The organism is Agrobacterium sp. ST15.16.024, assembly GCF_027956545.1.
Lineage (GTDB): Bacteria > Pseudomonadota > Alphaproteobacteria > Rhizobiales > Rhizobiaceae > Agrobacterium > Agrobacterium cucumeris.
Genome location: NZ_JAQKGO010000003.1, coordinates 1 through 24,599, shown reverse-complemented (window position 1 = coordinate 24,599; position 24,599 = coordinate 1). Strand labels below are relative to the sequence as shown.

The following is a 24,599-nucleotide window of genomic DNA, read 5'->3' as shown; positions in this document are numbered from 1 at the left end:
ACCATGTCGCTTCGGCTTGCCACCTTCAACATCGAAAATCTTCTCACCCGTTTTGATTTCACCGGCTTTCGCAACCAGACGCGGCGCGACAGGGCGATCCAGCTGTTCGATATCAGGGACGAGGCGACCTATCAGGCGCTGGAAAGCGCGCGGACAGTCTCCTCCACCGACGATACCCGCCAGCTTTCGGCGCTCGCCATAGCGGATGCGGATGCCGACATTCTCTGCCTGCAGGAGGTCGATAACATGGCCGCGCTGCAGGCCTTCGAATATGGTTATCTTTACCGCATGGTCGGTAATGGCTACCTGCAGAAATATCTGGTCGAGGGCAATGACAGCCGCGGCATCGATGTCGCCGTCGTCATGCGCGAGCAGACCCGAGATGGTGACAAGATCGAGGTGGTCGACATCAAGAGCCATGCGGCGCTGACCTATCGCAATCTCGATCTCTTCAATCCGACGCTTTCGGCCACCAACCAGATCGATGACAAGATTTTCAAACGGGATTGCCTGGAAATCGACCTCCGGATCGGCGGCAAGCCGCTGACACTTTACGTCACGCATTTCAAATCCATGACCAATTCCCGCGATCCGGTCGATGCGCGGCTCGCCACCATGCCGATCCGCGAAGCGGAAGCCATGGCCGTGCGCCGTATCATCGAAAACCGCTGGGGCGTCGGCAATACGCGCAACAAGAATTTCGCCATCTGTGGCGATATGAACGATTATCAGGAGCGGGTGGCGATTTCCGGCGACCGGCGCAATGGCTATAGTTTCACGCCCGTCGAGGAGGCGAGGAGCGCGCTCGATGTCTTCACCGCCGATGATTTCGTTACCAATCCGATGATGCGCCGCGATGTCATGGATCGCTGGACGCTTTATCATTCGCGTGGGCCGCAGGAGCAGCATCTGTGCCAGCTGGATTACATCTGGCTTTCACCACGTCTGGCTGAAATCAACGCGGCAAGGGCTCCTGAAATCATCCGGGCGGGCCAGCCGTATCGCACCATCTTTCCGCCGGGGCAGGAGGTGGAGCGTTATCCGCGCACCGGCTGGGATCGCCCCAAGGCTTCCGACCATTGCCCTGTCGTGATGACGCTGGACCTGATCTAGAGAATTTCCGCATTTTTCGACGTAAGAAACGATTTCTGTTCTGACTGGAAATGCTCCAGCCGCCGGCAGCTTGCCAATCCATGCCAGCAGCTATCCGTTGGCGACCTTTGGGAAATAGGTGGCCCAGACGCGGTTGCGGCCGGCGCGCTTGGCTTCATAAAGCCGGTCGTCGGCGATTGCGATCAACTCGTCCCAGCTGTTTATCGCCCGCGCTTCCTGCCACACCACGCCAAAGCTTGCCGTCAGCGACAGGCCGCTTTGCTCATCGATCATCTGCGCTTCGATCAGGCGGCGAAGCCGGTCGGCGGTTGCCGTCGCAGTGGCGTGGCTGACATTCTGCAGCACGACGACGAATTCCTCACCGCCGTAACGGGCCAGAATATCGTTCTTGCGCAACGCGCTGCGCAAAAGCCCCGCCGTCTTTTGCAGCGCGAGGTCGCCCATGGCGTGGCCATAACGATCGTTGATCGATTTGAAGTGGTCGATGTCGACGATCATCACGCCGAGCGACTGATATTGTTCCTCGCCGCTCAATATGGCACGGACGGCCCTTTCCAGCGCACGGCGATTGAAGACGCCCGTCAAGGCATCGGTTTCAGAGAGCGTGCGAAGCTGCTCGGCCAGCGCGCGCTGCTGGTTTTCCATTTCGCCCTTCTGGCGAAGCTGCTCGCGCAGGAAATCGAGTTCCTCGAACATCTTCTTCACTTCCGGAGCAACCCTGTCTTCACAACGGGCTTCGGAAAGGTCTCCGGCGGCGATCGCGGCGATCTGCGCCCGGACGGATTGCATGGGCTGGAACAGCGCCGTTCTATAGACGGAAGTAAGCCGCAGCAGGACCAGAACCGCGAAGGCGGCAAGAAGAAGGGATGCTGCACCAAAGACCAGAGCCTCGTTCTTCCTTTTCTCGAGTCTTGCCCGGGTTTCGGCGAGAATGAGGTCGCGCAGCGTATCGGACGAGCGCATGCCGGCAATATAGTTCCTGGAGAATTCAAGAATGCTCGGCTGGGCGGAGGGCATGGTTATCACGATGGTATTCTGCGCATAACGCAGCGCCTGACCGAAATAATAGGTCTCCATATCCTGAAACGCCTTGTCCAGTTGCGGCGTCGAGAGATAGGCGGCGGTGTAGTTGATCAGCGACGCTTTCAGCGACAACAGGCTCTGCATCTCATTGTCAAACCTGGCACGATATCCCAGCTTTTCCTGCCTGTTTGCCCGCAGGCTCATCACCACATAAGAGCCGAGCCGCCCGATCCTGTCGCGCATCACGCCGGCGGTGCCGGTCATGGTGATATCGATCGCCACTTCAGGCGTGACCTTGATGACGGCGCGTGCCACCTTGCCGCGCAGCAGGTTGACGCTGTCAGCCGCCTTGAACATCGATAGAATCGCGCTGGACATGGCGCTTTGGCTGCGTGTGGCAGGGGGCAGCGCGGCAACCCGATCCACGGCTTCGCGGGATTGCGCCAGTTTCTGGCGGGTTTCGGCGAGTGATTTGGCAAATTCGGGCTGGGCCTTGATTTCCTCGGTGAAGGAAACTTCAAGTTCCGACAGCTTGTCATCCGTCGCCTTGCGTGCAGCCGCAAGCCCTTCCACCAGCTTCGGATCGGGGGCGGATGCGCCCATCAGATTGTTTGCAGGGCCGCGCTCGGCCGAGATCAGCCATGCGGACTGAAGTGCAGTTTCGAAACGGGTGAGCTGGGCAGCATTGGTGCGGTAACGCAGGTAATTGGCGACACTTGGCACTGCGGCCAGAGTGGCCAGCAGTATTGAACTCGCGGCGATGACGATCGTGCCTGTCAGCTGTATTTTCTGTATGCTCGCGCGCATCTGAGGCGTCGTTCTCGCTGCAATGGTTATGTTTCATCGCCATCTTACCGCCGCTGCGTAAATACTTCGCTTATTTTCCGGGCGTTTGCCGCGATGATAGTCAAGGGGACGACGAGAGCAGGTGATGTGGAAAAGCTATTCGCTGATGCAGTGTCATCAGTTTTTGCTTTACACCAAGTCAGAATCTGATAGTTGGCAAGGCACTGGATTGCCCTTGTAGCTCAGTTGGTAGAGCACCTGATTTGTAATCAGGGGGTCACGAGTTCGAACCTTGTCGGGGGCACCAGTATTTTCAATAGCTTGAACCTGCCCCAATCCGCACTTTCGTTGCTTTTCCGGACGGCACCTACCGCTTGATGTGGTAGAGCTTGTGCACGATCGACCAGTTGCCGTCGTGTTCCAGCAGGGACAGATATTCGTAAAAATCCATGCCATCGAAACTTGTCGTCAGCTTCACCGAGGCGCTGTCGCCCTCCTTGTCGATGCCCATGATTTCGAATGTGGGGTCGTGATCCGGCAGGCCGCGTTCGTTTTTTCGCATCTGGTCAACGAAGTCCTCCAGCGACAGCCATTCGGTCTCCCCTTCGAAGGTACCGACGATGCTGGCGCGCGGGTCGAAAACGTCACGCATCAGGCCCTCATCGGCATAGGCCATGGCGTGCACATAGTCCGTGACGGTCTGGGTAATGGTTTGCGGCATCGGATCATCCCTCCCTTCAGATCCAAAAGCCGAGCTTACACCCGTTGGGGAGTTTCCACCATAACCTCCTGAAAACGCGCTCCTTACGCCTTCACAAAAGTGTTTTACGGTGGCCTGCCGCGAAGGCGGCGCGTGGAGTGGCGGCATGTTTTGCTGCCGCTTTCCACAATTTTGTCCCGCCTGTCATTATAGTCGCCTTGGGTCCGACAAATTTCGGCATCAAGGGCTTTTCCGCCGGTCGTCCTGCGGCGTGCCATGAGGCTTTTATGTGGGCTTTGCCGGTTTAACCGCCGGTGCGGGGTGCCGTGCGGGGCGGATTTGGCTTATGATCCGCCCGCAGGTCTTGTGACGGTGGTATCGGGCATGCGGGTAACAGTTTGCGTTTGAAGGTGTTTTTGTGATCGATCCCTATGTTTTGCTTGGCGTGGAGCGTGATGCCGACGAGGCGGCGGTCAAGTCGGCCTATCGCAAGGTTGCCAAGGCGGCCCATCCCGACAGCGGTGGCGACGCCGATCAATTCGCCCGCCTGCAAACGGCTTACGAGCTTTTGAAGGATCCGGTGCGCCGCAAAGTGTTCGACGATACGGGTTACGATCCACAGCTTGCCGACGCCAAGGACCTGAAGGGTCTGCTGATGCTGGAAACACTGGTCAACGAATTCATTCTGGATGAGCGCGAACCCGGAAGTTTTGATCCCGTGGCCGCCATGCGTCGCAAGCTCACTGACGATATTCTCAAAAGCCGCTTCCATATTCTGGAACTTGAGCGGCACCGCACCCGGGTTCGCAAACACATGGATCGTCTTGGCAGGAAGCCGGAGACCGATGTGCTGAGTTCCATGCTGCGCGCCCGCAGCCAGTCGATCGCCGAAGCCATCCGCAATGCGGAGGCCCAGATTGAGGCGATCGAGCAGGCCTATACGATGCTCGAGGGCTATTCCTATGAGCTGGAGACGATGGTGCTGTCCGAGCCGCTGCTGAAAGGCGAGGCGGCGGAGTAATCGCTCTTCAGGGCCCGTTGACCAGCGCGAGAATGAGCTTGTGCACCCGCCCGCCGGGGGAAAGCTCGTCGCGGTCGAAATCACGGCCGCGCTGGCGCTGCTCGTTGGAAAGCTCGCCCAGCCGTTGCTGCAGGACAACGCGCACCTTCTGGCATTTCGGATCGTTTTCTGCCCTCAGACCCGTGCTGAAGGCTTCGATCTTCTGCACCATGTCGAGAATATGTTCGCCATGGACACGCTCATGGGTTTCGACGCCGGAAATGAAGGTTTTCCAGCTGGCGGCAACGGCGGATGGCAATTGCGCCGGTGCTTTCGGCCAGGTGTAGATGATGGTGAGATTGGGCCTTGCGGTGGCCAGCACACAGGCGCCGTCTGGCTGCGGACGATAATCCCGCCGCCAGGTCAGCTTGAAGGTCGTGTGGGCGATCGCCTGTACGCCGGCGGTCGGGCCGCGTTCGCCGATCGACTGGTACAGTGCACCGCCGGTATTGCCGCTGATGGCATAGGTTTTTATCTGCTCTGCGGGTTTCCAGCCGGTGGATTGCGCGGACAGCGGAACGGCGCTTAGCAACATCATGACGGTGCTGGTGGCGAGGGCGGAGACGGTCTTGGCGGGCACGCATGGATCCTTGTGATTTGCGTGCCGAAGATAGGCGAGAGGCGGGCTGTCAGGCAAGGTCTGTGCGATGGGATTACCAGATGCCCCGCCGGAATATAACGCAGGAAAAACCCCCGCGATGACGGATCGCGGGGGCAAGCTTGCGACTGCAGGGGTAATCAGTCGTCCAGCTTGTCGTAGTCGAGCTTCGGCGCATTTTGCAGCGCTTCCTTGGTGGTGTCGACATAGGCCTTCCAGGTGCCGTTGTCGTTGTTGACCGCGACCGAGGCCGGGTCGAGCACCACGTAGCTCTTGTCGATGCCGAGGAAACCGCCGACGCTGGCCACAAGGCCGATCACCGCCTTGCCGTCACCGATGACGACATCTTCGATTTCGCCGATGTTTTCGTTCTGGGCATTGTAGATGTCGAGACCGTCGAGCTGGGAGGCGGTGAGATCGGTCTTCTGGACATTCACGAACTTCAGCGGGCCGTTGGCCTTGGTGCCCATGGTGATGCCGGGGCCGGACAAAGCGGCATCCGCGCCGGCGGCAGGGGCCGTGGTGGCCGTCTGGGCAAAAGCCACGGAAGAGGAGAGCGCTGCCGCGGCAGCGAGCGCGATGACCTTGATTTTCATGATGTTTCTTCCCTTTGTATGCTGAACGTTGCGTTCGGGGAAGAAACGATGGGGGGCGGATTTGGTTCCAGACGAACTTCTGATATTTCTATGACTTAACCGCGGATACTCAACTCATTCCAGAGGCCAGGATGTATGATAATGTTATGATCTGGTTTTAGGTAACTCTCACCACGATGAAACCAAAAATACTTCCCTTGCGCTGGGAGATGTCCGCCGATGAATCCGAGTTCAAATAATTCTTTTATAAATCGGTCCCTATTTACGTTTAATTTTGTATTGTTCAAAGAATTCCAGAGTTCATCAACGCTTTTGTAGTTTTTTTTCCTGATTCCAAATCGAAGTGTGTCTATTACCTGAGAGCCAAAGGTGACGCCAAGTTCATCCACTAGTTCTTTTAGCGACATCCTGGAATACTCATCAAGGCCTGCTTTAATCTCGATTTCTGAAATCAATTCCGCGTTGGGTGATTTTTTTTGAATTGCTATTAAAAGTCTCACGACATCGCGAGGTCTTCCCCACATATTTTCTCTAACAAATTGATCAACGGAAAACTGTCTTGAACCGAATTTGATTTTCTCAGTAAAAAAACTGTCAAAAGCAGTTTTCTTGAAGTGACTATACTCTACTTTTTTTCTCAAAACATCAACTATAAGGAGTCTATTGTCTGATGATCGAGTGATCCAGTTGAGTTCAACGTCTTTTCCATCAAGATATTTTCCAGACTCGGAGTCCAGGTCGTTGATCATATTTCGGACCTCGGGTCTGATCGAGCAGATGAAATGAAACTCCATCTTATTCTGGTAGGAGTAAGAGTTTAATTCCCACACTGTTCGAATTATATCTCTAACCATGGCTGCTCTAATTGTAATTTCATCCTCCCTAGCGTCTAGTCGTGAAAAAACCAATTCGTCAACGAAGAAATACATTTGAAATTGAATGCAGTGTTTCGCAAATAGTTCGCGTGTAATCTTATTAAATACTTTTATCGGTAGCTCGTCTGGCCTTTCAAGCTTACTTAGATCGATGCCAATCTCTGCAGCGATTGGTCCCATCTTAGGCTTTATTTTAACGGTAAGTGTCTTGCTGATTCCATCAAATATATTTGATAAAATTGAACTTTGTGGCTCGACAAAATCAGTAAATTTATTTGAGTACCCTTCAGATGTCAGTGTATTGGCGATTTTTTGGAAAAATACTCTCTCCCAGATGTCTCTGAAGTCATAATGTAGGAAAAGGTTTTTGTTACTCAAAACACTGGAGAACGAAATTTCATTTTGTGTTTTTGCAATGTCTGCATAATCGTCTGTACGGAGATCATAAAAAAACCGAAAATGATGAACGAAGTAACCTTTCTTCTTCACTGTATCGGCTAGGTGCATTTGCACTGAGGTTTTACCGGAACCCTTTCGGCCGACGATTATGAACTTTCGATTGTTCTTAAGCGCCTCCATGCTCAGCGAACTTGGCAATACAAACGTATTTTCAAAAAACGAATCGTTTTGATTAGCTTCGTCAAATGCTTCCAAGTCACCAAAATAACGTTCAGAAAGGGCCACCAAGTTGCGCTCCTATGATTTCTCATTTCGACTCAAAGTAGTTTAAAACTAAATTAGAGGAAACTTAAAGCGCTGATTTTCTTCCTTCGTAAGTTCGGCTTCCACAACTTGCGTTTGCGCGAGTGTGTTGTTCGCGATGTTTATTTTGGGAATTGAAGAACCATCTTCCTAGAGACGCGCTAACGCTATTTCCACAGACTATCCACAAACTTCAGCGCGTCGATGATCGAAATTTTCCACACTGACCAGACGTGATCGCCATCGGTCACCCGCAGTTCGGATTTGCGCTTGTCGGCCTGTAGGGTCTCATGCAGAGCGATGGCGCCGCGCCAGAGGAAGAAGCCGTCATCATCCCCGACGGTCAGATAGGTTGCGGGCAGATCCTCGCTTTCGGCGACGTGCTGGGCGACGAGGGTGAAGACGTTTTTCTCGTTAAAGAGCCTTGCATCGAAAGGCGTGCCGAAGGCGCCGGAGAAATGGTCACCGGTGGAAGGCAGCACGATGCCGCTGGTGATGGTGGTGCGGTCGACCTGGTGGAAAAAGGCGCTGTCCTGAATGAGCTTCAATTCGGCGGGTGTCTTGTCGAGATCGGAGGCGGGCACGTTCTGCCAGATCGCGCCGGACAGGCTGGCGACGGCGCCATAGAGGTCTTCGTGGCCATAGGCGAGATGCAGGGCACCGAAACCGCCCATGGAAAGGCCGGCAATGGCGCGACCTTCACGATCCTTGCGAACCGGCAGGGTTTTTTCGATCTGGTGGCGCAGATCGCCGGTCAGTGCCGTTTCATAGTCGCCGGGGCCGCCGACGGCGGCGGAATCGACGTACCAGCTGTTTTTGACGCCGGGCATGACGACCACCAGCGGACGGATGGCGCCTGCTTCGATGAGCGTATCGAGGGTCTTTTCGATGTTGCCGAGATCGCGCCAGCTATTCTGGTCGCCATCATGGCCATGCAGGAGATAAAGCACCGGCCAGCCGTTTTCAGGCGGCGTGCCGTCCGGGCGGTAGATATTGACGGGAAGCGGCGCGTTGAGGGCGGCGCTCTGGAAAGTTGCATCCTCGATCTGTCCGGGGAAGGCCGGTCCGCAGGAAAGCAAAAGGCAGAAGGCCGCCAGATTTTTTCGATGCATGCCGTGTCTCCCTGCTGCTATTCCCAGACGATAATCCACGTTCGTGGGAACCGCGTCGTCAGGGCATAATGTTGCGGTAATGCTCTCCTTGCAAGTTTGCGGGCGATCTAATGGCTTCAGCTTCGGGAAACTCGATGCGGCGGCCGTTCATATTGCGCCACAGTCTTCAGGGTTTCATGATGACATTGACATTATCACATTTCAAACCATTGCTTATTTTGATCGTATTTCTCTCCGGCTGCATGACCACGCCGATTTCCAGTATTCCCAAGCTGATGCGACTCGATTTTCTGACGATGAATTTCGAGCATGTGCGGGTGGGGTTGCAGCTTCCCACCTTCCTTTCACTCCGTGCCGGTGATGCGGTGATGATCATCCGCAGCGCCACCGATGGGGTTAAGAACAAGACTGTCGAAACATTCGGGCTGATTGAAGAAGATATGTCTGAAGCTGACCGCGCCCGGTTCAAGGCAAAAAACCGGGCCGGATGGGGCACAACCGCGTGGAGAATAAAGCCCGAGGATGTGGCACGGCTCACCGCATTGCAGGAGAAGGTGCGTCACTCGCGCATTGAGGGGCCGCGCATCCGCGGCAGCACGGAGATAGAGATATTGCGCGTCTGCGTCGCCGGCACCCTGCCGAGTGGGCCGATTTATTTCTCGACCTATATCAAGCCCGCGGAAAATGAGGACTACATTCCGATGTCCATCGATGCGGATCTGGTGAAGGTGTTTGGAGCAGCGCAGATTGCAACGCGGGCCAGCCGCTGCGAGGGTTAGAACGGTATCCGGTTAAACGGAGGCGCTCGACGTGCTTTGTGTTTTACGCATTTCCGGACGTGAAGCGGCCGTGAACCGATGTTGGAAATGCTTCGGCTATGATCGGAAGCTGTTCTGCCACGCACAACGCTGAGGCGGGGGCAAATTTATCGCCACCCGCCTGATTGATCGTTGCGTATCAGCGGCCGGGACGGCCGGTCTTCCCCTTGGTTCGGCTTTTGCGCTTCTGTTCGCCGGCATCCTCGTAGGAGCCAGCGCCGATCTTGCCGCGCACCAGCGGTCTTGGATCGTCCGTCGCACGCTCCGGCTGGCCTTCCAGCAGCGGTGAGAACCGTTTGCCGGGCTCGGTTTCCGGTTTGTCGGGCACTGTGCCGCGCACGGGTTTTTCGGTTCTGCCCACTGTCATTTCGTCCAGCGAGTTTCTGCGGAACAGCGGCTTTCCAGCATCCGAGCCGGGGCCCATCTCGTCCAGTTCGGGTTTGGCGAAGAGGGAGGTTGCGGCGGGTGGCTCACCCCCGTCTGTCCTGCCGGACATCTTCCCCTCAGGGGGGGAGATCGACTCGGGGCGAGCGTTTTTAGCGCTTTTCCTGGCCGTGCCGCCGCCTTCAACAGCGCGCGCTTCTTCCTTGGCCATGGGGTCATCCATGGTGGCGAGTTCGGCGGCCTTGAGGCGTTTGATTTCGTCGCGCAGGCGAGCGGCCTTTTCGAAGTCGAGGTCGGCTGCGGCATCGCGCATGGATTTTTCCAGCGCGTTGAGATGGGCCTGCAGATTGTTGCCGACCAGATGGCCGCCATCGGCGAAGCCCTTGCCGGAAACGCCTGAAATATCAGCCCTTACGTGATCGCGCTCATAAACAGAATCAAGAATATCGGAGATTTTCGCCTTGACCGATTCCGGCGTGATGCCGTGTTCGGCATTATAGGCCATCTGCTTTTCGCGGCGGCGGGAGGTTTCCTCCATCGCCCGTTTCATCGAGCCGGTGATGTTGTCGGCATAAAGGATGACCTTGCCGTCGACGTTACGGGCGGCGCGGCCGATGGTCTGGATCAGCGAGGTTTCCGAACGCAGGAAGCCTTCCTTGTCGGCATCGAGGATGGCGACGAAACCGCATTCGGGAATATCGAGGCCCTCGCGCAGCAGGTTGATGCCGACGAGGACGTCGAAGGCGCCGAGGCGCAGGTCGCGGATGATCTCGATGCGTTCCAGCGTGTCGATGTCAGAGTGCATGTAACGGACGCGCACGCCCTGTTCATGCAGATATTCGGTCAGGTCCTCGGCCATGCGTTTGGTCAGCACGGTGCAGAGCGTGCGGTAACCCTTGGCGGCGGTCTCGCGGATTTCGCCGAGAACGTCGTCCACCTGGCTGCGGGCGGAACGTACTTCCACCGGCGGATCGATGAGGCCGGTCGGGCGGATGACCTGTTCGGCGAAGACGCCGCCGGACTGCTCCATTTCCCATGAGCCGGGGGTGGCCGAAACCGCGACGGTGAGCGGGCGCATCGCATCCCATTCCTCGAAGCGCAGCGGCCGGTTGTCCATGCAGGAGGGCAGGCGGAAGCCATATTCGGCCAACGTCGCCTTGCGCCTGAAGTCGCCGCGATACATGCCGCCGATCTGGCTGACGGAGACATGGCTTTCATCGATGAAGAGGAGGGCGTTATCAGGGATATATTCGAACAAAGTCGGTGGCGGCTCACCGGGGTTGCGGCCGGTGAGGTAACGCGAATAGTTCTCGATGCCGGCGCAGGAGCCGGTCGCTTCCAGCATTTCGATGTCGTAACGGGTGCGCTGCTCCAGCCGCTGGGCTTCCAGCAGGCGTCCGGCCTTTTCCAGCTCGGCGAGGCGGCCCTTCAGCTCTTCCTTGATCGACTTGATCGCGCCATTCAGCGTCGGGCGCGGGGTGACATAGTGCGAATTGGCGTAAATCTTGACCGATTGCAGATCGCCGGTCTTCTGGCCGGTCAGCGGGTCGAATTCGGTGATGGAATCGATCTCGTCGCCGAACATCGAGATACGCCAAGCGGCATCCTCAAGGTGGGCGGGGAAGATTTCGATGGTATCGCCGCGCACACGAAACGAACCGCGCTGAAAATCCATGTCGCGGCGCTTGTATTGCTGGGCCACGAGGTCGGCCAGAAGCTGGCGCTGGTCCAGCCGGTCGCCAACCTGCATCTGGAAGGTCATGGCCGTATAGGTTTCCACCGAGCCGATACCGTAGATGCAGGAGACCGAAGCGACGATGATGCAGTCGTCACGCTCCAGCAGTGAGCGGGTGGCGGAGTGACGCATCCGGTCGATCTGTTCGTTGATCGAGGATTCCTTCTCGATGAAGGTGTCGGAGCGCGGCACATAGGCTTCTGGCTGGTAATAATCGTAGTAGGAGACGAAATATTCCACCGCATTATCGGGGAAGAAGTTCTTGAACTCGGAATAGAGCTGTGCCGCCAGCGTCTTGTTGGGTGCGAGAATGACGGCCGGGCGCTGCGTCGCCTCGATGACCTTGGCCATGGTGAAGGTCTTGCCCGAGCCGGTGACGCCGAGCAGCACCTGGCTGCGCTCACCGGAATCGATGCCTTCAACGAGGTCGGCGATGGCGGTCGGCTGGTCGCCGGCGGGCTGGTAGTCCGAGGCCATGCGGATGGCGACGCCGCCTTCCGATTTTGGCGGGCGGGCGGGGCGGTGCGGCGTCCAGAGCTTGCCGTCCTTGAACAGTGGATTGCCGCTCTCGATCAGCTTGGACAATGCGTCCACGGTGGCGGTGACGGCGCCCGGGGCGAGATTGGCGGCTTCTTCCAGCGAGACGTCCATGCCGGCCACCGGATTAAGACCAGCGGCGGCACGGGTTTTCGGATCGCTCGACGCGCCGATGGACACGCCACGCGCGGTTTTGGACGCGGTGGTGTTCTTCGCCGTCTTGGAGGCTGCCTTTTCCGCTTCCTTGCGGGCCTCTATCTCGATCTTCTTGCGATGCTTGCCCGCTTTCGAGGCAATTTCGCGCTGGGTTTCCACCGAGCCCGCCTCGGCTTCCGCCTCCAGCTGCTTCACCCAGTCGGCGACGCTGCCGCTGAGCGGCGCGCCTTCGAACGACGATTGCGGGGCTTCCTCAAAGCCGGAGGGCGAGGACGGGGGATTTTTCGGTGATCTGGCCATGCGCGAAATATGGAGGGAGTCACGCGCAAAGGGAAGGGGAGGCCGTGAAAAAATGAGTACAAAAAGGAAACGAAGCGTCCGGAACAAAATTCAGGCGGATGCGTTGCATAGCGGCTGAATGCAGCTTTATCGAAACCTGTCGAAAATCGATTCCGGTTTTCGCTGCGATGCGCTAGAGCAAATCTCTACCGGCAGAATGATGGTTGCGTTTTCAAACTGCCTTTCATGACATCCCTCCCTATTTTCAGGAACCATCATGCCGTTCTCGATCAGTCCCGCCCACATCTGGCCTGTCCTGATGCTCGTCGCCTCAAACGTTTTCATGACTTTCGCCTGGTATGGCCACCTCAAGCACAAGGGCAGCGCGCTCTTCCTGGCGATCATCGCAAGCTGGGGCATCGCGTTCTTCGAATATATGCTCGCCGTGCCGGCGAACCGTATCGGCTCGGAGGTCTATTCCACGGCGCAGCTCAAGACCATCCAGGAAGTCATCACGCTTGCGGTCTTCGCGCTGTTCTCGATCTTCTGGCTGAAGGAGAGCATCACCATCAATCATGTGATCGGTTTTGCCCTGATCGCTTTTGGGGCATCCTTCATTTTCCGGTCCTGATCCGCATGGTGAGGCTCGGCCCGGGACCATATGCCAGCAGTCGCAACCTATGAGGTCGATACATTGATGAAAATACGGCCTGCGAGAGACGATGATGCGGCTGGCATGGCGGCGGTCCAGAACGAGATATTCTCGGCAGGCCTCCGAAAGGCACCGACTGATATCGGTGCGGTGCTGGAAAATTACATCCGGCATGCCGACCGTATCGAGTGTTCGGTCGCCGAGGACGAGGACGGGCGTATTCTGGGCTTCCAGTCGCTGCGTTACGCGCGGGCGGACAATCCCTACGGCGTGGCGGAAGGCTGGGGTATCATCGGCACCCATGTCAGTCCGCATGCGGCGCGAAGGGGCGTGGGGTCCGCGCTTTTTACGGCTACCCGAAAGGCGGCGGAGGCTCGCGGCCTGAAAAATATCGATGCCAGCATCGGCGCGGATAACAGGCTCGGGCAGAATTATTACGAGGCGATAGGCTTCACGACCTATCGTCAGCCGGAAGGGCTGGTCTGCAAGGTCTATCGTCTGGCCTAGGTATGGGGTTTGCGACCCGGCCCGTGCCGGCAGTGCGATCAGCTGCGATTGTCGTTTTCGGAATATTGCAGGCGCGCCTTGCAGATACGAACGTGGTTCTCGTCGGCCCATTGCACAAGCAATTGCATCGGTACCAGAAATGAGCGGCCGAGATTGGTGAGTTCATATTCCACGCGCGGCGGCACTTCGGCATAAAGCGTGCGGCGGATGAAGCCGTCTTCTTCCAGCCGCTTCAGCGTGCGCGACAGCATCTGCTTGGAAATATCGTCGATCCTGCGGTTCAGTTCATTGAAGCGTAGCACGCCGCCCTGCAGTTCTCCCAGAACCAACAGGCTCCACTGATCGCCGATGCGGTCCAGTACGTCACGGATCGGGCAGGGCTGCTCGAAGGTGAAGAATTCCTTTGTTTGCGTGTCCGACACTGTTTCTTACCCCTTGCCCGTTTTCACCCTTCAAGGTCATCGCCGTGTGACCAGATCAGCCGCCGCTGACTTCTTGCGGCTATGGTTGCGATATCATAGCTCTCTTTCGCGGTCTATTATCTGGACCGATAACGATTGTGACGAAAGGACAGAAGCCATGGCTAAAATCGCGCTCGTCGGCGCTTCCGGCAATGCCGGCTCCCGTATTTTGAAGGAACTTTCCGATCGGGGGCATCAGGTAACGGCGATTGCCCGCGCTCCTGAGAAGATCGCCAGCCTGCCGAATGTGGTGGCCAAAAAGGGCGATGTCTTCGATCAGGCGGGGCTTTCTGAGCTGCTTAAGGGTCACGATGCTGTGATAAGCTCGGTGCACTTCACTGCCAGCGATCCCCTGAAGCTCATCGAGGCCGTGCGTGCTTCCGGTGTTCAGCGTTATCTCGTGGTCGGCGGTGCCGGCAGCCTTGAAATCGCGCCCGGCCAGCGTGTGGTCGATCTTCCGGATTTCCCCGCCGCCTACAAGGCCGAGGCGACGAAGGGTGCGGAGTTTCTAGACCTGCTGAAACAGGAAAAGCAGCTCGACTGGACCTTCCTGTCACCCTCAGCCGAATTTGTGCCGGGGGAAAGAACCGGAAAATTCCGCATCGGTAAGGACAGCCTGCTCAGCAATGACGAAGGCAGCAGTATTTCCTTCGAAGATTATGCCATCGCGCTTGTCGATGAAATCGAGAAGCCGCAGCATTCCCGCCAGCGTTTCACCGTCGGTTATTGAGAGGTATTACCCATGAATTTTGTAACACGTCGTCTTGCCATCGCCGCTTTCGCCCTCGTGCCCGCTTTGGTGGCCGCGCCGGTTCTGGCGCAAACCGCAAATCGCGATCTGGCTCAGGAAGAAGCCAACCGCAAGCTGGTGATCGAATTTTACGACACCGTCTTCAACAAGCACGAGGTGGAGAAGGGCGCTGCCGTTGTCGTCGACAGCTACAAGCAGCACAACCCCAATGTGCCTGACGGCAAGAAGCCGTTCGTTGATTATTTTACGGGGCTCTTTAAGGAAAACCCGCAGTCGAAAGCACGGATTGTCCGCAGCGCCACGGATGGCGATCTCGTCTATCTGCATATTCATTCGACGAAGAGCGACGGTGATCGCGGCAGGGCCATCGTTGACATCTTCCGCGTCACGGATGGCAAGATCACCGAGCATTGGGATGTGATCCAGCCTGTGCCGGAGACGGCGGCGAACAACAATACGATGTTCTAAGTCGAGCTTTCGTCAATATCGAGGGAAACAGCCGGGATTTCGCCCGGCTGTTTTCATTTTAGAGGACGTCTTTTTAACCGGCCCGCCGCTTCTGGCGAGACTGCACGATCAGGTCCAGCGCCAGCATCACCAGCAGGCTCGCACCCACCAGCGGGAAAAGGATGCCGCCGATGGCGAGTACAGCGAGGAGCCCGCGTAGCACACGTTTTTCCTGCGGCAGGGGCGGAACGCCGAGCGAGCCTTGCGGGCGGCGTTTCCACCACATGATACCGGCGGAGACGGCAAGCAGCACAATGCCGATACAGGCGGCCAAAAGCACGAGCTGGTTGGCGAGGCCAAATTGCTGGCCCAGATGCACGTTAATGCCCCACTCGAGCGCTTTGCCGAGCGGGCCGTAATCGGCGTAACTCATATCGATCAGCGGCTCGCCGCTATATTGATCGAGGTGGACGACGCGCTGCTGCGTCAGATCGTCAGGATAGGCGGAGCCGCTATAGACACCGGACGATTTGGTGGGCAGTGCGACGGCATAACCGGCAGCGAGGCCCAAGGCGTCGAAACGCGCCATGGCCGCATCGATCCCGATCGGTTGGCCGGTAGCGGACGCACTGGATTCGGGAATTTTTGCCTGTTCCAGCGACCAGCTTGTTTTGGCTACGTGATCGAGATGGTCACCGGACATAGGAACATCGGTGCGGACGCCCGCCGGATATCCGAAATTGCTGCCATTCGCCCATTCATTGACCTTCGCGCCCCAGACGCCCGACCAGGGCATGCCGGTGACGGCGAGGAAGACGATGAAAAAGCCGACGAAGATGCCGGTGACGGCATGGGTATCACGCCAGAAGACCCGTTTTTTCGGCGTGCCGCGCACGGTGACGACACCGCCGGTCTGTTTTCGCGGCCACCAGAGATAGATGCCGGTGGCGACGAGCAGGATGGACCAGCCGGCGGCGATTTCGATCAGATAACGGGCATAGGTACCGAAATATTTCAGGCTGTGGAGGTAGCGGATCGTCCACATGACGGTGCCGCGATCCGGCAGGGAGCCGGCAACCTCAGCCGTATGGGGATTGACGTAGACGGCGCGCTTGCCATCCGCCGTATTGACGGTGATTTCCGTCGATGCGCCGGGATCGGTCGGGGTCGTATATTTGACGGCAGTGCCTGGAACCGCAGCAAGTGCAGCGGCAACAATTTCGGAAGGCAGCGCTTTCGGTGCGTTTTGCACCACCTCTATCCGCTTCAAATCCGAATGGATGAGGTTATCGAATTCGTCCCGGAAAAGATAAAGGGCGCCGGTGACGGCGAGCGATATCATGAAGGGCAGGACGAAGAGACCGGCATAGAAATGCCAGCGCCACACGGCGCGGTAAAGATTGATGGACGAGGAATGCGCAGGCGCGCGCTCGCCCTCGAAAGAGGTCGTAACGGACATGGATGTCTCCGCAAGAAGAGTGATTGCCGGCAGGCCGGGCGTGTTTCAGTTCTGCGGAGGCGCGGGCGGGGCGCGGGGGCGTGATTCCAGATTGGGCGGCGATGGCGGCAATGCCGCATCGAAGTTCAAAAAGGCGACTTCGTCTGTCGTAACGACACTGTCTGCGCGTTCGACAGGTGTAACCGGAAGAGTGGCAATGGTGGCCGATGCCAGCCGGCACAGCGTTCCGCAGCAGTCGGCGGCAATTTTGCCCGCCGGGTCCTGCTTTGCGGGCCCTTCCGGCATGTGGCTGGAACAGATGACCTCATCCGCCGCAAGCGCGGCCATGGCCATGTTGCCGCTGGTCAGGCCGTTGGCGAGACCCTGCAGGAGGAAAAGCAGGACGGCCAGCGTGGCGATGGCGCCAGCCGAGCTTCTGTCCTGCATGATCCTGCGAATATGTCCCATAAGGCCGGAATGCCATAATCGCGGCGAAATGTCACCGCGACACAATGACGGCGTCAGGGCGTTACGGTCTTCAGGCCAGCAGGTCGTAGGTGCGGAAAATCCAGGCGATCTGGTAGATCAATGCGAAGATGACGAGGAACCGGTGGAAGCGGCGATTGCCGATGAAGGCAGCGGACGTGAAAAGAACGACGTAAATGGCGGTACGGATGAGATATTCCGGGCCGAGCGTTGCAAGATAGTCCTGTCCCTTCAGCAGTGTGTCGCCGACATCGGTGACGAAAAGCGCTGCCAGAAAACCGAAGAACCAGCTTTTGCGGGAAAAGAAGTAGTCCTCATATCCCTTGTATTCCTTCATGTCGGTGGGAAACAGCAGCACGCAGAGGAAATAAAACAGCGAGCAGAACAGGATGAGGAACAGGAAGGCGCCGAAGCCCAGCACGTGGCCGGTGGCGGAAAGCCGGTGTTCCCACCACCAGAAATGCACAAGCATCAGAAACAGGAACGCCACCCAGCCGAGATGCAGCGGATAGATGCGTTCCTTCTTTGGATGTTGCACGAAACCGGCAAGGCCGGTCAGCAGACGGGCGAGGCTGAGGCCGACCACCATGCCCATGACGGCACGGATGTGCGAATAGGCTTCCGCGGCGTTGACGGCGGCCTCCATCGTGCCTACTCCCCCGGAGGAATGGGCGTCGGTTGCCCGTTTTCGTCCATCGCCACCATGATGAAGGTGCCGGCGGTGACCTTTTCCAGCTTGTCGAAACGCGACCGCTGTGCCCAGGCCTCAACCGTCAATGTGATGGAGGTGCGGCCGACGCGGGCGATATCGGTATAGATGGACAGCGTATCGCCGATCTTCACCGGCAGTTCGAAAGCCATTTCCTTGACCGCCGCCGTCACCACGCGACAGCGCGAGCGTTCGGCTGCGCGGATGCCGCTTGCCAAGTCCATCTGCGACATGACCCAGCCGCCGAAAATATCACCGGCGGGATTGGCGTCGGCCGGCATGGCAAGCGTCCTGAGCGTCAGCTCGCCGGTCGGTTTGATGGTCTGCTCGGTCATGTTGAAATTTGCTCCTTGCGAAAAAGCGCAGCATGCGTTGCGCTTTGTGATTTCGCAAGGAAGGGAAAGCGTCAGGACGACGCTTTGCCCAGAAATTGCTGCGTTGCGTAAAGGGCGATGGCCGCCGCATTCGACACGTTAAGCGATTTGATCTCGCCGGGCATATCGAGACGGGCGAGCGCCGAGACGGTTTCGCGAGTCTTCTGGCGCAGGCCCTTGCCTTCGGCTCCCAGTACCAGCGCGACTTTTGCGCCGCTGAAGGTCTGTTCGATGGGGGCGGGGCCTTCTGAATCCAACCCGACTGAGAAGAAGCCGAGCTTGTGCAACTCGCCCAACGCATCCGCCAGATTGGTGACCTGGATATAGGGGATGAGTTCCAGCGCGCCGGAGGCGGATTTTGCCAAGACGCCCGACTCGGTCGGGCTGTGGCGCATGGTGGTGATGACGGCACCGGCGTTGAAGGCCACCGCCGAGCGCATGATGGCGCCGACATTGTGTGGATCGGTAACCTGATCGAGCACGAGGACGAGCGGGCTGTCCTTCAGCGCGCCGAGCCTCTTGACCGGCAATGGCTTCGTTTCCAGCATCACGCCCTGATGGATCGCCTCGGGGCCGAGCACCTTGTCGATATCCTGCGGGGAAACCATCTCGACCGGGAAGGGCTGGGCGTCCGCCTCGCCGATATCCAGACGCGCAAGCGCGTTCTGGGTGACGGAGAGCTTGACGATCTGCCGTTCGGGATTGGTGAGTGCGGCGCGCACGGTGTGCAGGCCGTAAAGATGCACCTGATCCGGTGCAAGCTGCGGCGGCTTCCAGTCGTCCGCATCGCGGTTCCTGCGCCTCTGCTGCGGCGGAGTGGGGATTTCTCCCCTTTCGCGCTTGGCGTCGCGTACGGCGCGGCGCAGGGTGGCGTAGTGCGTATCGCGGGTGGATTTGTTGTTTGGATCGTCTTTGCTCATGGCGCCTTATATCTCCGCTAGGAGGCGCGCACCAGCCCCCGCGATAATCCACAGGACTGTAAACATGTTTGAATTTTTTCCCGAAAATTCGTGAAAGGGCGTGTTGACAGAAACGAACGAGGCCGTCATATACGCGCCACAGACGACGCAACGGCGCTTCGCCGCGGCAAAATCTGAAGAGCTTGGTAGCTCGATCCTAGCAGAAAGCTGGAGGGATGCCCGAGTGGTTAAAGGGGACGGACTGTAAATCCGTTGGCTACGCCTACGTTGGTTCAAATCCAACTCCCTCCACCATTCTGCACGGATCAAAATCACCACCGCGGGTATAGCTCAATGGTAGAGCAGCAGCCTTCCAAGCTGAATACGCGGGTTCGATTCCCGCTACCCGCTCCATTTACTCTCCCGGTACGATCAAAGCCTTCATTAGATACTGTTTGCAGCGTTTTCCGACGCGCGCGAGATCGTGTAGGGCACCCAGCAATTCTGGTGTTAGAAATCGCGGTATTGATTAAAGCGGTTGGAAGCCGGGCCGACCTCGCCCTCAAAATGTCACGACTTGAAGTCGCCCGTCAAAAATCTTGCTGGAAATCCAACGGCTCTTTCCAACATCGATAGAGTTTTTGGAGCAGGAGCCCATATGGGCTTGCCTGTCGACTATCTGATGTTACTCTCAATTCACGCAGTTGCGTAATCAGCGCTCGCCGGGCCAAGCCCACAGGTGACGCTATCGTGTTTACATATGATTTCGACCGGCACCATAACAGCATGCTACATTGCTCTCGCGGGGCCAGGATGCGCCGATTATTCCTGTCCCGGCAAGTGCAGTAATCACTCGACGCTAGCGAATGTCCGACAAGAGCGGCCAACGACCGGTGTCGTAATTCCAACCGAGGAGTGACACATGGGTTCGAAGCCGACGATTATTCTCGTGCATGGGTTCTGGGGCGGGGCTGCCCACTGGAGCAAAGTAATCGTCGATCTTGCCGGCAGAGGTTACACTCTCAAGGCTGTCGAATTACCACTGACATCACTCGCCGACGATGTTGAGCGCACCCGCAAGATGGTTGCGCAACAGGATGGGCCCGTCCTGCTTGTTGGACACTCCTACGGTGGCGCTGTCATCACGGAAGTCGGCAATCTGCCGAATGTTGTCGGGCTTGTTTATATCGCCGCCTTCGCCCCCGATGCAGGCGAGAGCCCCGGAGGCATCACTCAGCAGCATCCGCCTGCGGCGGTTGCGAATCTTGCGCCTGATGACGACGGTTATCTCTGGCTGCGCGCAGACAAGTTCCATGAGAGTTTTTGCCAGGATCTCAGCGCTGACGAAGCGCTGGTCATGGCGGTGACCCAGAAGGCGCCGCTCGCCTCGACTTTTGGAAATGCTATCTCAAAGCCTGCCTGGAAGGCGAAGCCGACCTGGTATCAGATTTCAACCGATGATCGGATGATCTCCCCGGAGAACCAGCATCTCATGTCGGCTCGATTGGGGGCTCGTCAGGTTATTTCGCTTGAAGCAAGCCACGCATCCCTTGCGTCGCATCCTGCCGCCGTCGCCGGATTGATCGACGAGGCGGCTAAAAGCGTATCGTAACTGGAGCGAACTGCGGGACCTGCGTGCGCAACAGGCTGTTCTCCCAGCCGGGCGTTAATAGGGAGAAAGACACGGGGTGCGCGTCCCCGCAGGGGCCATGTAGCTGTTATCGGTCGGATGGTAGGAGGTGTATCGCGCCGCACACCATTTGACGTGGTTTATCTCCGCCTGCGACAGGGCATAACCATTCGATGTGGCTTCCTCACCCTTGCCCGCGGCGAAGGCGGACGCGGGATAGCCACGCTGGTTCGAATTCTGCGCCTGTTCCGGCGGTTCATAGGCCGGCTGTATAAGGCTCAGTGCGTGGGCGGGCATGACAGAAGCGCCAGATAATGCGACGCCAAGAGCGAGTGCGGAGATAGTCTTCGGCATCCTCAACATCGATAAATCCTCGTTATTCGTTCGGGATGCTAACGAAAATTTAGGAAATTCGTTCCGTGACAGGGTTGACGTCACACGAACACGTGATTCTTCGCGACTGAAAAAAGGTGAGGCGGCGGGATTGGAGAGGTCGCTTGCTGCGGCTGTTGGGCATTACGCGTCCACGCGCAAATGTGAGCCGGCATGATGCCGTCTTCATCAGGAAGATGCCGTGTCCTCTGAACACGTTTCATTCCCCCGTCAATTCGACTTTCCGTCCTTCCCGCACTGCTCGTTGACAAGCGGAAAATCCGGTCTGATAGTCGGCCGGCAATCATGCAAACGGGAGTCTTCAATGTTTAACAGGGTTGTCATTCTCTCATCCTTTGCGCTGCTGGCATCGGCAGCGTTCGTCTCCCCCGCAGCCGCACTCACCATGAAGGAGTGCAGCGTGAAGTATCAGGCGGCGAAAGCCGACGGGTCCGCGAAGGACGTCAAGTGGAACGACTATCGCGCCAAATTCTGCGGTGCCGATGCGGCGGCCGAAGATGCGGCCGACGACAAGCAGGTCGCGGCTACAACCGACAAAGAACCCGAAAAAGCGACGACAAAGGCCCCGAAGGGCGTCGCTTTTCCGAGTGCTGTCGATAAGAAATATTCAAGCGAAACGCCTGGCAAGGCACGCCTGAAGACCTGTGTCGACTCCTACCACAAGAACAAGAATGACGGCACGCTCGGCGATCTGAAGTGGATTCAGAAGGGCGGCGGCTACTGGAGCCTGTGCAACACGGCGCTGAAGAGCTGACAAGCGACGGGGCGGCGGCCGACTGCCGTCGCCCGACCATCAGACTGATTCCAGAATCATATTGGCAGGTGGGAACCGTTCAGCCGGGGAGGGTGTGTTCATGCGCTCTCCATCGCCGCCACCAGATAGGGCAAAGGTGGGCAAGGCTTCTTATGGCCATGCAAGATGGTCAGGCTTGGCCGGGAGTTAACTCTTACAGCCGGTAACATCCGGAGCCCTGGGGCAACCCCGTTTTCGGGCGGGTAAAATCTGTGAATAGTCCGTGATTCAGTATCTTGGTAGAAAGAGTTGATCCTGCGGTTCGACCCGCATCCAGCAATTCAACGGTGCGAGTTGTCCCGTGACGGCCGACCGGCAATGTGGGCGGATGACCAGACGATTTCGAAACTATCTTACAGTGCTGGCCATATCATTGCTGATGTGGGCGGTGATCCTTGGCGCCGCTTATTGGATGTATCGATAAGGGCACCGGGTGTGCCTTCCGGCATGAGCTGACAGCGGATAGACGTGTCGTCGATACGCTTCGGTATGTCCCCGTCGTTCATGTTCCCGCAAATTCCAAAAGTCAGGAATGGCCCGCCCAATTTTGGCTTTGCTGTCGTGACCTTATGTTTCGACTGGATCAGGAAAGGGTCAACATGAGAAAATCCATCGCCATCACGTGTCTTGCAATCCTGTCGTCGGCGGTCGCTTCCAGCGCTCTGGCTGACGATCTGGTGATTCCGCTTCCGAAGGACACGACGATCGAGAAGGTCGAGGCTGTCTATCAATGCGACGCCGACACGGTGGACGCCGTTTATTTCAATGCCGGCGATATCAGCCTCGTGCGGCTGGGGCTGAAGGATGGCGTCATCGTTGCCGCGAATGTCATTTCAGGCTCAGGCGCCAGATATCAGGGCGGCGTTTACGTCTGGTGGTCGAAGGGTGAGGAGGCCGATCTTTACGATCTGATGGCGGATCCGGAGATGAAGAAGCCGGTTCACTGCGTGGAAAAGAAGAAGTCCTGATCGCTAGCGGCAGCGCTTAAAGGAGCGGCGGCAGGGCGGTTATGAAACCTTGCCGTGCCGCCGGTCAGTGTTGGTCTGCGCTTGCGTCGCGTTCAGACGAGAACGAGCGACGCCAGCAGCGCGAGAAGGATGAGGGAGCTTGCGACAACGCCGAGTTTCACCCTTCGAAGGCGACGGGTACGACCGCCGCTCCAGTCATAAGCCATTGGCAGCTTTACCTTTCTTTTTATTATTATGACTTATTACTAGCTCCCTAGGCTTGCTTGTGGCTGACCTCAATTGCCAGAACCCATAGGCGAGAAATTACGATTTCCCTGCCTTGCCCGGATGTTGCAGCGGTTGAATCGCGTGATTCTCGAGGTGTGCCTGCCGGTGGGTCGAAGGGGTTTTCGAAGACGTTCATCGCGCTCGGCAGCGCGTAAAAAAGGCCCGGAAACCTTCACGTTTCCGGGCCTTTCAAATGGCGTTTCTGCGGGGCGGCTCAGCCCAGATAGGCCTTGATATAGGGCAAGACTTCGATCACGCCGTGATAGAGCATGTTGAGTGCCACATAGATGATGACCATCAGACCGAGATAGGAAATCCAGCGATAGCGGTGCAGCAGCTTGGCGACGAAGTTGGCGGCAAGCCCCATGAGGGCGATCGAGACGATGAGGCCGATCACCAGGACGGTCACATGTTCCTGTGCGGCGCCGGCAACAGCCAGAACGTTGTCCAGCGACATGGAGACATCGGCGATGACGATCTGGGTTGCGGCCTGAAAGAAGGTCTTGTGGCCTTTGGTCAGATCGGCTTCGTCGTCGGTCACCTCGTCTTCGATGGAGCCGGCAGCTTCGCGCAGTTCGGACCACATCTTCCAGCACACCCAGGCGAGCAGCAGGCCGCCGAACAATTGCAGTCCGACAATGGCGAGAAGCTGCACGGTGACGGCGGCAAAGGCGATGCGCAAAACGGTGGCGGCGATGATGCCCACCAGAATTGCCTTGCGGCGAAGATGGGCGGGAAGACCGGCGGCGGCAAGGCCGATGACGATGGCATTGTCGCCCGCCAGAACGAGATCGATCGCGATGACCTGTAAGAATGCCGTGAAGCCGGCGGCTGTGAAGATTTCCATGGAATGGTCCTGAAACGGATAGAAAGGTCGCGGGGGAAAGCGACGGAACGAGATAAGGCATGGGATGGCGCGCCCGGCGCCGCATCGGGATCGCCCGTCTCCCCCCGGCGATGGATTGTCCTTAAGCCATCATGGCGGTGCAGGTAAAGAAGTTGTGATGGAAATATCTTAATTAGTGATCGAGAATAGCGGGAAGGCGCTCCGCGCGGCTTGTGTCGATGTCATCCTTCCAAGGGTTTAAATGTCGCAAACAACACACCATATGCGGGCCTCGGGGCACGCTTGAAGCGCGTGCGCAGGCGCTTTCACAATTAAGTCTTGCGCATTCGCTTACAAAGCCTTAAACGGCGACACCAAACCGGTTCGCCGGGGAAACTACTTCACGTTCACAGGAAGCAATTCACATGGCAAAGAGCAAGTTTGAGCGCAATAAGCCGCACGTCAACATTGGCACGATCGGTCACGTTGACCATGGCAAGACGTCGCTGACTGCCGCGATCACG

General features: G+C 57.6%; 26 protein-coding genes and 3 tRNA genes. 14 read left to right on the top strand and 15 right to left on the bottom strand.

Annotated features, from left to right (window positions below):
* Window positions 1–3 precede the first annotated feature (3 nt).
* On the top strand, window positions 4–1,113 hold the full coding sequence (locus tag PL640_RS12060) for an endonuclease/exonuclease/phosphatase family protein (RefSeq protein WP_142840202.1): 1,110 nt from the start codon (window positions 4–6) through the stop codon (window positions 1,111–1,113).
* Window positions 1,114–1,203: 90 nt separating this feature from the next.
* On the opposite strand, the gene PL640_RS12055 is transcribed toward PL640_RS12060, so the two are convergent.
* The gene (locus PL640_RS12055; RefSeq protein ID WP_271362119.1) at window positions 1,204–2,943 is read right to left on the bottom strand and encodes a GGDEF domain-containing protein; all 1,740 of its coding nucleotides are present in this window, start codon (window positions 2,941–2,943) and stop codon (window positions 1,204–1,206) included.
* A gap of 210 nt (window positions 2,944–3,153) precedes the next feature.
* On the opposite strand from PL640_RS12055, the gene PL640_RS12050 reads away from it, so the two are divergent.
* Window positions 3,154–3,229: transfer RNA gene (locus tag PL640_RS12050), tRNA-Thr, on the top strand.
* A 60-nt stretch (window positions 3,230–3,289) separates the two neighbouring features.
* Here the strand turns inward: PL640_RS12050 and PL640_RS12045 are convergent.
* Complete coding sequence (locus PL640_RS12045; RefSeq protein ID WP_271362118.1) at window positions 3,290–3,643, bottom strand: nuclear transport factor 2 family protein; 354 nt, start codon at window positions 3,641–3,643, stop codon at window positions 3,290–3,292.
* Window positions 3,644–4,040: 397 nt separating this feature from the next.
* On the opposite strand from PL640_RS12045, the gene PL640_RS12040 reads away from it, so the two are divergent.
* Window positions 4,041–4,643, top strand: a complete 603-nt coding sequence (locus PL640_RS12040; protein ID WP_046798137.1) for a J domain-containing protein — start codon at window positions 4,041–4,043, stop codon at window positions 4,641–4,643.
* A gap of 7 nt (window positions 4,644–4,650) precedes the next feature.
* Here PL640_RS12040 and PL640_RS12035 read toward each other — a convergent pair whose 3' ends face one another.
* The 4 genes from PL640_RS12035 to PL640_RS12020 form a co-directional block, all read right to left on the bottom strand.
* A complete protein-coding gene (locus PL640_RS12035; RefSeq protein WP_405049194.1) occupies window positions 4,651–5,220 on the bottom strand; it encodes a DUF922 domain-containing Zn-dependent protease in 570 nt (189 codons plus the stop codon).
* 200 nt (window positions 5,221–5,420) lie between these two features.
* Complete coding sequence (locus tag PL640_RS12030; protein ID WP_271362116.1) at window positions 5,421–5,876, bottom strand: PRC-barrel domain-containing protein; 456 nt, start codon at window positions 5,874–5,876, stop codon at window positions 5,421–5,423.
* 95 nt (window positions 5,877–5,971) lie between these two features.
* Complete coding sequence (locus PL640_RS12025; protein WP_271362115.1) at window positions 5,972–7,435, bottom strand: P-loop ATPase, Sll1717 family; 1,464 nt, start codon at window positions 7,433–7,435, stop codon at window positions 5,972–5,974.
* Window positions 7,436–7,620: 185 nt separating this feature from the next.
* Window positions 7,621–8,565, bottom strand: a complete 945-nt coding sequence (locus PL640_RS12020) for an alpha/beta hydrolase (protein WP_271362114.1) — start codon at window positions 8,563–8,565, stop codon at window positions 7,621–7,623.
* 176 nt (window positions 8,566–8,741) lie between these two features.
* On the opposite strand from PL640_RS12020, the gene PL640_RS12015 reads away from it, so the two are divergent.
* Window positions 8,742–9,344, top strand: coding sequence for a hypothetical protein (locus PL640_RS12015; RefSeq protein WP_271362113.1), 603 nt, complete (start codon window positions 8,742–8,744; stop codon window positions 9,342–9,344).
* Window positions 9,345–9,522: 178 nt separating this feature from the next.
* Here the strand turns inward: PL640_RS12015 and uvrB are convergent, their stop codons facing one another.
* On the bottom strand, window positions 9,523–12,495 hold the full coding sequence (gene uvrB / locus PL640_RS12010) for an excinuclease ABC subunit UvrB (RefSeq protein WP_271362112.1): 2,973 nt from the start codon (window positions 12,493–12,495) through the stop codon (window positions 9,523–9,525).
* A 256-nt stretch (window positions 12,496–12,751) separates the two neighbouring features.
* On the opposite strand from uvrB, the gene PL640_RS12005 reads away from it, so the two are divergent.
* Both PL640_RS12005 and PL640_RS12000 read left to right on the top strand, forming a co-directional pair.
* Window positions 12,752–13,105, top strand: a complete 354-nt coding sequence (locus PL640_RS12005; protein ID WP_003495099.1) for a DMT family protein — start codon at window positions 12,752–12,754, stop codon at window positions 13,103–13,105.
* A 105-nt stretch (window positions 13,106–13,210) separates the two neighbouring features.
* On the top strand, window positions 13,211–13,633 hold the full coding sequence (locus PL640_RS12000; protein ID WP_271362415.1) for a GNAT family N-acetyltransferase: 423 nt from the start codon (window positions 13,211–13,213) through the stop codon (window positions 13,631–13,633).
* A 38-nt stretch (window positions 13,634–13,671) separates the two neighbouring features.
* On the opposite strand, the gene PL640_RS11995 is transcribed toward PL640_RS12000, so the two are convergent.
* Window positions 13,672–14,055 carry a winged helix-turn-helix transcriptional regulator gene (locus PL640_RS11995; protein ID WP_271362111.1) on the bottom strand — a complete coding sequence of 128 codons (384 nt, stop codon included), beginning with the start codon at window positions 14,053–14,055 and terminating at the stop codon, window positions 13,672–13,674.
* A gap of 157 nt (window positions 14,056–14,212) precedes the next feature.
* Between PL640_RS11995 and PL640_RS11990 the strand changes: the two genes are divergently transcribed.
* Both PL640_RS11990 and PL640_RS11985 read left to right on the top strand, forming a co-directional pair.
* On the top strand, window positions 14,213–14,824 hold the full coding sequence (locus tag PL640_RS11990) for an NAD(P)-dependent oxidoreductase (protein WP_271362110.1): 612 nt from the start codon (window positions 14,213–14,215) through the stop codon (window positions 14,822–14,824).
* Between the two features lie 12 nt (window positions 14,825–14,836).
* A complete protein-coding gene (locus PL640_RS11985; protein WP_142840192.1) occupies window positions 14,837–15,313 on the top strand; it encodes a nuclear transport factor 2 family protein in 477 nt (158 codons plus the stop codon).
* A gap of 73 nt (window positions 15,314–15,386) precedes the next feature.
* On the opposite strand, the gene PL640_RS11980 is transcribed toward PL640_RS11985, so the two are convergent.
* The 5 genes from PL640_RS11980 to rlmB form a co-directional block, all read right to left on the bottom strand.
* On the bottom strand, window positions 15,387–16,751 hold the full coding sequence (locus PL640_RS11980) for a PepSY-associated TM helix domain-containing protein (RefSeq protein WP_271362109.1): 1,365 nt from the start codon (window positions 16,749–16,751) through the stop codon (window positions 15,387–15,389).
* Window positions 16,752–16,796: 45 nt separating this feature from the next.
* The gene (locus PL640_RS11975) at window positions 16,797–17,198 is read right to left on the bottom strand and encodes a DUF2946 family protein (protein WP_142840190.1); all 402 of its coding nucleotides are present in this window, start codon (window positions 17,196–17,198) and stop codon (window positions 16,797–16,799) included.
* 70 nt (window positions 17,199–17,268) lie between these two features.
* The gene (locus PL640_RS11970) at window positions 17,269–17,862 is read right to left on the bottom strand and encodes a hypothetical protein (RefSeq protein ID WP_142840189.1); all 594 of its coding nucleotides are present in this window, start codon (window positions 17,860–17,862) and stop codon (window positions 17,269–17,271) included.
* Between the two features lie 5 nt (window positions 17,863–17,867).
* Window positions 17,868–18,260, bottom strand: coding sequence for an acyl-CoA thioesterase (locus PL640_RS11965; RefSeq protein WP_142840188.1), 393 nt, complete (start codon window positions 18,258–18,260; stop codon window positions 17,868–17,870).
* Between the two features lie 71 nt (window positions 18,261–18,331).
* Entirely contained in the window at window positions 18,332–19,219 is an 888-nt protein-coding gene (gene rlmB, locus PL640_RS11960; protein WP_271362108.1) for a 23S rRNA (guanosine(2251)-2'-O)-methyltransferase RlmB, read from the bottom strand.
* A gap of 209 nt (window positions 19,220–19,428) precedes the next feature.
* Between rlmB and PL640_RS11955 the strand changes: the two genes are divergently transcribed.
* The 3 genes from PL640_RS11955 (at window position 19,429) to PL640_RS11945 (ending at window position 20,810) form a co-directional block, all read left to right on the top strand.
* Window positions 19,429–19,513, top strand: a tRNA-Tyr gene (locus tag PL640_RS11955).
* Between the two features lie 25 nt (window positions 19,514–19,538).
* Window positions 19,539–19,612 (top strand) — tRNA-Gly (locus tag PL640_RS11950).
* Window positions 19,613–20,120: 508 nt separating this feature from the next.
* Window positions 20,121–20,810, top strand: coding sequence for an alpha/beta hydrolase (locus PL640_RS11945; protein WP_271362107.1), 690 nt, complete (start codon window positions 20,121–20,123; stop codon window positions 20,808–20,810).
* 54 nt (window positions 20,811–20,864) lie between these two features.
* Here the strand turns inward: PL640_RS11945 and PL640_RS11940 are convergent, their stop codons facing one another.
* Window positions 20,865–21,191, bottom strand: coding sequence for a BA14K family protein (locus PL640_RS11940; protein ID WP_271362106.1), 327 nt, complete (start codon window positions 21,189–21,191; stop codon window positions 20,865–20,867).
* 334 nt (window positions 21,192–21,525) lie between these two features.
* Between PL640_RS11940 and PL640_RS11935 the strand changes: the two genes are divergently transcribed.
* Both PL640_RS11935 and PL640_RS11930 read left to right on the top strand, forming a co-directional pair.
* Window positions 21,526–21,975, top strand: coding sequence for a hypothetical protein (locus tag PL640_RS11935; RefSeq protein WP_142840184.1), 450 nt, complete (start codon window positions 21,526–21,528; stop codon window positions 21,973–21,975).
* A gap of 638 nt (window positions 21,976–22,613) precedes the next feature.
* The gene (locus PL640_RS11930) at window positions 22,614–22,982 is read left to right on the top strand and encodes an MliC family protein (RefSeq protein WP_271362105.1); all 369 of its coding nucleotides are present in this window, start codon (window positions 22,614–22,616) and stop codon (window positions 22,980–22,982) included.
* A gap of 481 nt (window positions 22,983–23,463) precedes the next feature.
* Here the strand turns inward: PL640_RS11930 and PL640_RS11925 are convergent, their stop codons facing one another.
* Window positions 23,464–24,096 (bottom strand): TerC family protein, encoded by a 633-nt coding sequence (locus tag PL640_RS11925; protein WP_142840181.1) that lies wholly within the window; start codon window positions 24,094–24,096, stop codon window positions 23,464–23,466.
* Between the two features lie 404 nt (window positions 24,097–24,500).
* On the opposite strand from PL640_RS11925, the gene PL640_RS11920 reads away from it, so the two are divergent.
* The coding region (locus PL640_RS11920; RefSeq protein WP_141681087.1) for a GTP-binding protein at window positions 24,501–24,599 on the top strand (99 nt) is incomplete at its 3' end.